General features: G+C 73.8%; 5 protein-coding genes. 3 read left to right on the top strand and 2 right to left on the bottom strand.

Annotated elements, in window-relative coordinates:
- The coding region (gene mshC, locus SACSA_RS23695; protein ID WP_019819196.1) for a cysteine--1-D-myo-inosityl 2-amino-2-deoxy-alpha-D-glucopyranoside ligase at positions 1–1,141 on the bottom strand (1,141 nt) is incomplete at its 3' end.
- A 10-nt stretch (positions 1,142–1,151) separates the two neighbouring features.
- Complete coding sequence (locus tag SACSA_RS23690) at positions 1,152–1,763, bottom strand: TetR/AcrR family transcriptional regulator (RefSeq protein WP_019819195.1); 612 nt, start codon at positions 1,761–1,763, stop codon at positions 1,152–1,154.
- Positions 1,764–1,832: 69 nt separating this feature from the next.
- Between SACSA_RS23690 and SACSA_RS0118380 the strand changes: the two genes are divergently transcribed.
- The 3 genes from SACSA_RS0118380 (at position 1,833) to SACSA_RS23685 (ending at position 4,824) form a co-directional block, all read left to right on the top strand.
- Complete coding sequence (locus tag SACSA_RS0118380) at positions 1,833–3,236, top strand: cytochrome P450 (protein ID WP_019819194.1); 1,404 nt, start codon at positions 1,833–1,835, stop codon at positions 3,234–3,236.
- 164 nt (positions 3,237–3,400) lie between these two features.
- Positions 3,401–4,591 (top strand): S8 family peptidase, encoded by a 1,191-nt coding sequence (locus SACSA_RS0118375; protein WP_019819193.1) that lies wholly within the window; start codon positions 3,401–3,403, stop codon positions 4,589–4,591.
- Positions 4,588–4,824, top strand: coding sequence for a hypothetical protein (locus tag SACSA_RS23685; protein WP_019819192.1), 237 nt, complete (start codon positions 4,588–4,590; stop codon positions 4,822–4,824). Before SACSA_RS0118375 ends, SACSA_RS23685 begins: the two co-directional genes overlap by 4 nt.
- Positions 4,825–5,162 lie beyond the last annotated feature (338 nt).

Raw genomic sequence — 5,162 nt, 5'->3', positions numbered from 1 at the left:
CGTCCACGGCGGCGAGGGCGCGGGGCGTGTCGAGGTCGTCGGCGAGGTGGTCGCGCAGCCGGGCGATGGTGGCCTCGGCGTCCGGACCGGAGGGCAGGGCCGCCGCTTCCCGCCACCGTGCCAGGCGCGCGTTCGCGTCGGCGAGCAGATCGGCGCTGTAGGAGCGGTCGTCGCGGTAGTGGCCGGAGAACAGGGCGAGCCGGACGGCGGAGGGGTCGACGTCATCGGCGCGCAGCCGGGAGACGAACACGAGATTGCCCTTGGACTTCGACATCTTCTCGCCGTCGAGGCCGATCATCCCGGCGTGCACGTAGTGCCGGGCGAACGGGTGCTCGCCCAGCAGGGCCTCGGCGTGCGCGGCGCTGAACTCGTGGTGCGGGAAGGCCAGGTCGGAGCCGCCGCCCTGGACGTCGAAGCCGATGCCGAGCCGGTTCACGGCGATGGCGCTGCACTCGATGTGCCAGCCGGGCCTGCCGAAGCCGAGTTCGGACTCCCATGCCGGTTCGCCGGGCCGGGCGGCCCGCCACAGCAGCGCGTCGAGCGGGTCGCGCTTGCCGGGCCGGTCGGGGTCGCCACCCCGGTCGGGGAACACGGCGGCCATGCGGTCCTCGTCGTAGCGGGACTCGTAACCGAACCGGCCGGTGTAGGAGCGGTCGAAGTAGATGTCCGGGTATTCCGGGTCGTCGACGCGGTAGGCGGCGCCGTCGGCCAGCAGCTTCGCCACGACCTCGACGATCTCGGGAACCGTCTCCACCGCCCCGACGAAGTCGCGCGGCGGCAGCACGCGCAGGGCCTCCATGTCCTCGCGGAACAGGGCGGTCTCACGCAGGCCCAGCACCACCCAGTCGTCCTGGTCGCGGTCGGCGCGCTCCAGTAGCGGGTCGTCGATATCGGTGACGTTCTGCACGTAGTGCACCTCGTGCCCGGCGTCGAGCCACTGCCGGTAGACCAGGTCGAAGGCCAGGTAGGTGGCGGCGTGGCCGAGGTGGGTGGCGTCGTAGGGGGTGATGCCGCAGACATACATCCGCGCCACCCGGCCCGGCGCGGTGGGCCGGGACTGTCCGGTGGCCGTGTCGTACAGCCGCAGCGGGCGGGAACGTCCGGGAACACGGGGCACGGCGACCGAGGACCAAGTCTGCATGGTCCCAACCCTATGTGGAAACGTCGGCGGACTGTCCTCTCGGTGACGGGGCCGACGCCCACAGCACCGCCAGCCCGTCGGCCAGCTCGGCCGAGGTGGGGGCCCCGTCCGGGTCGAGCAGCCACTGCACCGACAGCCCGTCGCACACGGCGATGACGAAGGCGGCCAGGGTCCGGGCGCGTGGGTCCTCGGGGCGTGTGCCGTCGGCCAGCGATTCCGCGACGAGGGCGGCGACGCGGGCCCGGCACCGGCGGTACTGGCCCGCGAACTGGTCGCGCAGCTCGGGGGTGCGCTCGGCCTGGGCCAGCGCGTCGAGGTAGGCCACGAGCACGGCGCGCCGGGTGGTGAGGTCGTCGAGCATCGCGTCCCAGGCCGACAGGCCGCGTTCGGCGAGGCCCGCGTCCGGGTCGGCCATCGCGATCCGCGCGAGCTGCTCGGTCCACTCCTCGAACGCGGCCCCGATGGCCTCGTTGAGCAGACCGGCCTTGGAGCCGAAGTGGTAGGCGATCGAGCCGAGGTTGGTGCCCGACTCGGCGACGAGGTCGCGGGTGGTGATGTGCGCGTAGCCCTTGCGCTCCAGCAGTGTCCGCGCGGCCGCGAGCAGGTCGTCCCTGTGGCTCACACCGCTGAGCCTACCGGAGACCGGTGTGCGCCTGGACACACCGTTTAGACGCGCGTATAACTCAGGTTCATGGCGACCGGGACCACAGACTCGACCGACCAGGCAGGCCCCTCCGGCGCTCCCGGCCCTGGCGGTGTCCGCTTCGACGACATCACCGCCACGCGGCGACCGCCGGGGCCCCGGCTCCCGACGGCGGTGCAGACCCTGCTGTTCGGCTCGTTCCGCCACCGCTGGCTGCCGAGGCTGCGCGCCCGGTACGGCGACGTGGTGCGGCTGCGGATCTACCCGAACCGCTCGGTGGTCCAACTGGCCGACCTCGAGCACATCCGTGCCGTGTTCGGCGGTTCGCCGGCCCTGATGCACGCGGGCGAGGGCAACGCCATCCTCAAACCCCTCATGGGCCCGCACTCGGTGCTGCTCACCGACGAGAACGAGCACCGCAGGACCCGCAGGCTGCTCATGCCCGCGTTCAACGGCGCGGCCCTGCGCGGGTACCGCGAGATGATGACCGACCTCGCCGAACGGGAGGTGCGCCGCTGGCCCGCGTCACGCCCGATCCGCGCGCACGAGCGGATGCAGGCGCTGACACTGGAGATCATCCTGCGCGTCGTGTTCGGCGTGGCCGAGGGCGCGCGCCTGGACGAGCTGCGCACACTGCTGCGGCGCGTGGTCGACGTCGGGCCACTGGACATGATCGGCTGGTACAACCGCACACTCCAGCGCATCGGCCCGTGGCGGCGCTACACCCGGCAGGCGCGCCGGGTGGACGAACTGCTCTACGCCGAGATCGCCGAGCGGCGCGCCGCCGCCGATGTGGCCGACCGGGGGGATGTGCTCTCCCGGCTACTGACCGCCTCCCGCACGGCCGCCGCGGACGGCGAGGCCGAGCCGTTGAGCGACGCCGAGCTGCGCGACCAGCTGGTCACGCTCCTGCTGGCCGGGCACGAGACGACCGCGACGGCACTGGCCTGGGCCCTGCATGAGCTGGCGGCCGATCCCGCGCGCCTGGCCCGGGCGAGGCGCGCGGCCGACGAGAGCGACGAGACCTACCTGGAGGCGGTGGCCAAGGAGTCGCTGCGGCTGCACCCGGTCGTCGCGGAGGTGGCACGGCGGGTCACCCGGGACATCGAGATCGGCGGCTACCGGATCCCGGCCGGGCACACGGTGATGCCCTCGATCGCGCTCGTGCACGCCGACGCCGGCCACCACCCGGACCCCACGCGGTTCTCGCCGGAGCGATTCCTCGACTCCGGTCCGGCCACCGGCACGTGGTTCCCGTTCGGTGGCGGTGCGCGGCGCTGCCTGGGCGCGGGCTTCTCCCTGCTGGAGTCGACGATCGTGCTGCGGGCCGTGCTCTCCCACCACCACCTCACCCCGGGACGGCGGCGCGCCGAGGGCACGAAGGCACGCAACATCACCCTCGTTCCCGCACACGGCGTGCGCCTGGTGCCCACCCCGCGCCACACCGGGTGACGGCGGCCCGCTCCGGCTGGTTCCGCGACAGCGACAGCGGTGTGGCACCGCGGTGAAGGACCACATACCGCTCGTGGTGATCATGTGGTGTGTGTCACACTCACGGGAGCTCGGGAGACTCTCCCGGTGTCAGTGTCACGTCCGGCGACCGGGGAGGGTGCGTCATGACCACGACGGACAGCGGGGTGACCGGCCGCTATCTCGTCCTGCTCGAAGAGGACCAGTCGGCGGCCGGACTGCACACGATGGAGCGGGTGGCCGGCCTGCGTGCCGCCAGCACGGCCGACCTCAGCGGCGCGGGGGCGGCGGAGGCGCTCGGCGGAGCGGACGGGCTGGTGTTGCACGAACTCGGCGTCGCCGTGGTCTCGGCCGCCCGCGACCAGGCCGACGCCCTCACCCGCGCCACGGCCGAGCGCGGGCCGCTGGCCCGGGTCGAGGCCGAACGGGTGGTGCACACCTATGCCGTGCCCACCGTCGAGCCGGAGGAAAGCCGCGAGGCGGTCGATGAGAGCGCTCTGACCTGGGGATTGCAGGCGGTCGGGGTGCCCGCGAGCACGGCGACCGGAGCGGGCGTCCGGGTCGCGGTTCTCGACACCGGCCTGGCCCGCGACCACCCCGACCTGGCGAACCGCACCGTCGAGGCGCGCTCGTTCGTCGAGGGTGAGAACGCCGACGACGGGCACGGACACGGCACGCACTGCGTCGGGACGGCGTGCGGCCCGCGCGACCCGGGAACGGGCCCCGGCTACGGGGTGGCCCACGAGGCCGAGATCTACGCGGGCAAGGTGCTGTCCGACTCCGGCTCCGGAACCGACGGCGGCATCCTGTCCGGAATCGCCTGGGCGGTCAGCAACCAGTGCGCCGTGGTGTCGATGTCGCTGGGCGCGGCCACCCGGCCCGGAGACCCGCACTCCCGGGTCTTCGAGACGGTCGCACGCCGCGCGTTGCGGCAGGGCACGCTGGTGGTCGCCGCGGCGGGCAACGAGAGCGCCCGGGCGGCGGGCCACATCGCGCCGGTGTCGCACCCGGCCAATTGCCCGTCGATCATGGCGGTCGGGGCGCTCGACGTGCACCACCGCGTCGCGGACTTCTCGTGCGGCTCGGTGGACCCGAACGCGTCCGTGGATCTCGTCGGTCCGGGCGTGGACGTGTACTCGAGCTGGCCACTGCCCACGCGCTACCGGCGCCTCGACGGCACCAGCATGGCCACTCCACACGTCGCGGGCGTGGCCGCGCTGATCGCCCAGCAGCACGGGGCACGCGCGTGGGAGCTGTGGGCGCGGCTGGGCCAGTCCGCTCTGCGCCTGCCGCTGCCGTCCACCGACGTGGGCTCCGGGCTGGCGCAGGCACCGTGACCCACCGGTCCGGCCCGCGGCGGGTGATCGTCTCGATCGCCGAGGACCGTGACCCGGGTGAGGTCGTGGCCGCGTTGCGGGCGGAAGGGCTGGTGGTCGACGAGGTGCAGTCCTCACTCGGCACCGTGACCGGAGCCGCCGAGCCGGGTGCGGTCTCCGCGCTGCGGCGCGTGCCGGGGGTGCTCGACGTCGAGTACGCCCGCGACGTCGGCATCCCGGACTCGGAACCCTGATCCACGCAGACCGCGCCGACGGAGCGCGGTTTCCGGGTGCCCCTGCGGAGCGAGCACGGGTGAGCCGGGGCCCGCCGCGCGCTCGGGCCGAAAGGGCAACTCGCCGACCGTGAAGGGCAACTCGCGAACGGGAAAGGGCGACTCGCGCGCGAGGTGGCGGGGTCAGGAGGGTTCCGAGGCTCGGGAAAGGGTGCGCACGGCTTCGTTGACGGCCGCGCAGCGGGCACGGCGCACCGCGGCGTCCAGCGGGCGCAGGGCCTCGGCGCGACGGGTGGCCGCCGAGGCCGACATCGCGCCACCCGGCTCGTCGTCGTGGGCGAGCGCCAGGATGGCGCCGA

Source organism: Saccharomonospora saliphila YIM 90502 (genome assembly GCF_000383795.1).
Lineage (GTDB): Bacteria > Actinomycetota > Actinomycetes > Mycobacteriales > Pseudonocardiaceae > Saccharomonospora > Saccharomonospora saliphila.
The sequence above is the reverse complement of the archived record's forward strand: the minus strand, read 5'-3'. Positions and strand labels throughout refer to the sequence as shown.

What these genes read in the sequence shown, in the direction of transcription:
- SACSA_RS0118375 (WP_019819193.1), top strand. Translation starts at nt 3,401, where the DNA reads ATGACCACGACGGACAGCGGGGTGACCGGCCGCTATCTCGTCCTGCTC.
- SACSA_RS0118380 (WP_019819194.1), top strand. Translation starts at nt 1,833, where the DNA reads ATGGCGACCGGGACCACAGACTCGACCGACCAGGCAGGCCCCTCCGGC.